2 rRNA genes are annotated in these 3,562 nt (G+C 55.4%); both read right to left on the reverse strand.

Going from position 1 to position 3,562, the window contains the following annotated elements:
• Positions 1-10 precede the first annotated feature (10 nt).
• Positions 11-124, reverse strand: a 5S ribosomal RNA gene (rrf, locus tag A5740_RS23445).
• A gap of 153 nt (positions 125-277) precedes the next feature.
• Positions 278-3,401, reverse strand: a 23S ribosomal RNA gene (locus A5740_RS23450).
• Between the last annotated feature and the right edge of the window lie 161 nt (positions 3,402-3,562).

The raw sequence follows: 3,562 nt of genomic DNA on the forward strand, positions 1-3,562 counted from the left end.
CTTAATTTGTGTTCGGCGGTGTCCTACTTTTCCACCCGATAGGGCAGTATCATCGGCGCTGGCAGGCTTAGCTTCCGGGTTCGGGATGGGACCGGGCGTTTCCCTGCCGCTATGGACCGCCGTAACTCTATTCACCCTTTTTTGGGTGTGAATCCTTGTGTTTTGGTGGTGGGGTGCGGTGGCACTCCGAGCACACAAGTGTGTGGGGTGTTTGTGGTGTGGTTGCGAGACAAGGTGTGTGTCTTACTGAAAACCCAAACATGTGGTGTTTGTGGGTTGTTGTAAGTTTTCGGCCGGTTAGTGCCAGTTCCCTGCACCCATTGCTGGGCTTCTAGGTCTGGTCTATCAATCCCGTGGTCTGCGGGGGGCCTTATCCCTCTAAAAGGGTGAGAAGCCTGGTCTTGGAGGGGGTTTCCCGCTTAGATGCTTTCAGCGGTTATCCTGTCCGAACGTGGCTATCCAGCGGTGCTCCTGGTGGAACAACTGGTGTACCAGAGGTTCGTCCGTCCCGGTCCTCTCGTACTAGGGACAGATTTCCTCAAGCTTCTGACGCGCGCGGCGGATAGAGACCGAACTGTCTCACGACGTTCTAAACCCAGCTCGCGTGCCGCTTTAATGGGCGAACAGCCCAACCCTTGGGACCTGCTCCAGCCCCAGGATGCGACGAGCCGACATCGAGGTGCCAAACCATCCCGTCGATATGGACTCTTGGGGAAGATCAGCCTGTTATCCCCGGGGTACCTTTTATCCGTTGAGCGACACCCCTTCCACTCAGAGGTGCCGGATCACTAGTCCCGACTTTCGTCCCTGCTCGACATGTACGTCTCGCAGTCAAGCTCCCTTGTGCACTTACACTCAACACCTGATTGCCGTCCAGGTTGAGGGAACCTTTGGGCGCCTCCGTTACATTTTAGGAGGCAACCGCCCCAGTTAAACTACCCACCAGGCACTGTCCCTGAACCGGATATACGGTCCGAGGTTAGAGGCCCAATACGATCAGAGTGGTATTTCAACAACGACTCCACACACACTGGCGTGCATGCTTCACAGTCTCCCACCTATCCTACACAAACCGTATCGAGCACCAATACCAAGTTGTAGTGAAGGTCCCGGGGTCTTTTCGTCCTGCCGCGCGTAACGAGCATCTTTACTCGTAGTGCAATTTCGCCGAGTCTATGGTTGAGACAGTTGAGAAGTCGTTACGCCATTCGTGCAGGTCGGAACTTACCCGACAAGGAATTTCGCTACCTTAGGATGGTTATAGTTACCACCGCCGTTTACTGGGGCTTAAATTCTCCGCTTCACCCCGAAGGGTTAACGGGTCCTCTTAACCTTCCAGCACCGGGCAGGCGTCAGTCCGTATACATCGTCTTGCGACTTCGCACGGACCTGTGTTTTTAGTAAACAGTCGCTTCTCACTGGTTTGTGCCACCCCCTCCCGCTGCCGGCCGCACGGGCCTTGACGATATGGGGGTCCCCCTTCTCCCGAAGTTACGGGGGCATTTTGCCGAGTTCCTTAACCATAGTTCACTCGTACGCCTTAGTATTCTCTACCTGACCACCTGTGTTGGTTTGGGGTACGGGCCGTGTATGTCCTCGCTAGAGGCTTTTCTTGGCAGCATAGGATCACCGAATTCGCCTCAAACGGCTATGCATCACCTCTCAGGATATGTGAAACGCGGATTTGCCTACGTTTCTCCCTACCGGCTTACCCCAGTACAACCACTGACTGGTACGGCTACCTTCCTGCGTCACCCCATCGCTTGACTACTACCCACCGGGGTCCCACGCAGCCCCACCAACGCCGCACCCCGAAGGGATTGGTCACGGTGGTTTTGGATGGTTAGCACAATGGATTCATCAGGGACGCACATACACGGGTACGGGAATATCAACCCGTTGTCCATCGACTACGCCTGTCGGCCTCGCCTTAGGTCCCGACTCACCCTGGGAGGACTGGCCTGGCCCAGGAACCCTTGGTCTTTCGGCGGGCAAGGTTCTCACTTGCCTATTCGCTACTCATGCCTGCATTCTCACTCCCACACCCTCCACAGCTAGATCACTCTGCTGCTTCACCGGATGCAGGACGCTCCCCTACCCAACGTATATATACGTTGCCGCGGCTTCGGCGGTGTGCTTGAGCCCCGCTACATTATCGGCGCACAATCACTTGACCAGTGAGCTATTACGCACTCTTTCAAGGGTGGCTGCTTCTAAGCCAACCTCCTGGTTGTCTTCGCGACTGCACATCCTTTTCCACTTAGCACACGCTTAGGGGCCTTAGCCGGCGATCTGGGCTGTTTCCCTCTCGACGCACGGAGCTTATCCCCCGCCGTCTCACTGCCACACTCTTGGACTTGTCGGCATTCGGAGTTTGGCTGACGTCAGTAACCCTGTGGGGCCCATCGGCCATCCAGTAGCTCTACCTCCAACAAGAAACATGTGACGCTGCACCTAAATGCATTTCGGGGAGAACCAGCTATCACGGAGTTTGATTGGCCTTTCACCCCTACCCACAGCTCATCCCCTCAGTCTTCAACCTAAGTGGGTTCGGGCCTCCACGCGGTCTTACCCGCGCTTCACCCTGGCCATGGGTAGATCACTCCGCTTCGGGTCCAGAACACACCACTACACCAACCCCTACGGATTGGATACGCCCTATTCAGACTCGCTTTCGCTGCGGCTACCCCACACGGGTTAACCTCGCGACATGTCCCTGACTCGCAGGCTCATTCTTCAAAAGGCACGCCATCACCCCACGTAAAACGAGGGCTCTGACGGATTGTAAGCGCACGGTTTCAGGTACTATTTCACTCCCCTCCCGGGGTACTTTTCACCATTCCCTCACGGTACTAATCCGCTATCGGTCACTGGGAAGTATTCAGGCTTACCGGGTGGTCCCGGCAGATTCACAGCAGATTTCACGGGCCCGCTGCTACTCGGGAACACTGTTCAAGGCAGATGTCAGGTTTTCACGTACCGGGCTCTCACCGTCTACGGCAGGTCATCCCAAACCACTTCCGTTAACCACAACATTTTCTCACTACCCTCCAGCTGAGTAGAACTGGAAAAACAGGTCCCACAACCCCGCACACACAACCCCTACCCGGTATCACATGCATACGGTTTAGCCATCCTCCGCTTTCGCTCGCCACTACTCACGGAATCACTTTTGTTTTCTCTTCCTACGGGTACTGAGATGTTTCACTTCCCCGCGTTCCCCCCCACTACCTATGTATTCAGTAGTGGGTGACACGACATCACTCGTGCCGGGTTTCCCCATTCGGACATCCTCGGATCAACGCTCGGTTGGCAGCTCCCCGAGGCATATCGCAGCCTCCAACGTCCTTCATCGGCTCCCAGTGCCAAGGCATCCACCATGCGCCCTTAAACACTTACAACACAAAAACCAAAAAATGAGTTTCAAAAGAAATTGCACATCAACACACAAAAAAGCGACACCCACCCGAAGGCCGGCGCCACACATTCGCGTGCTAGATGCTCGCAACCACTATCCACAAATCAAACACCACACCCCACCACCAAAGTGAGGCAACAACAC

It is taken from the genome of Mycobacterium sp. GA-1841 (assembly GCF_001954135.1).
Classification (GTDB): domain Bacteria; phylum Actinomycetota; class Actinomycetes; order Mycobacteriales; family Mycobacteriaceae; genus Mycobacterium.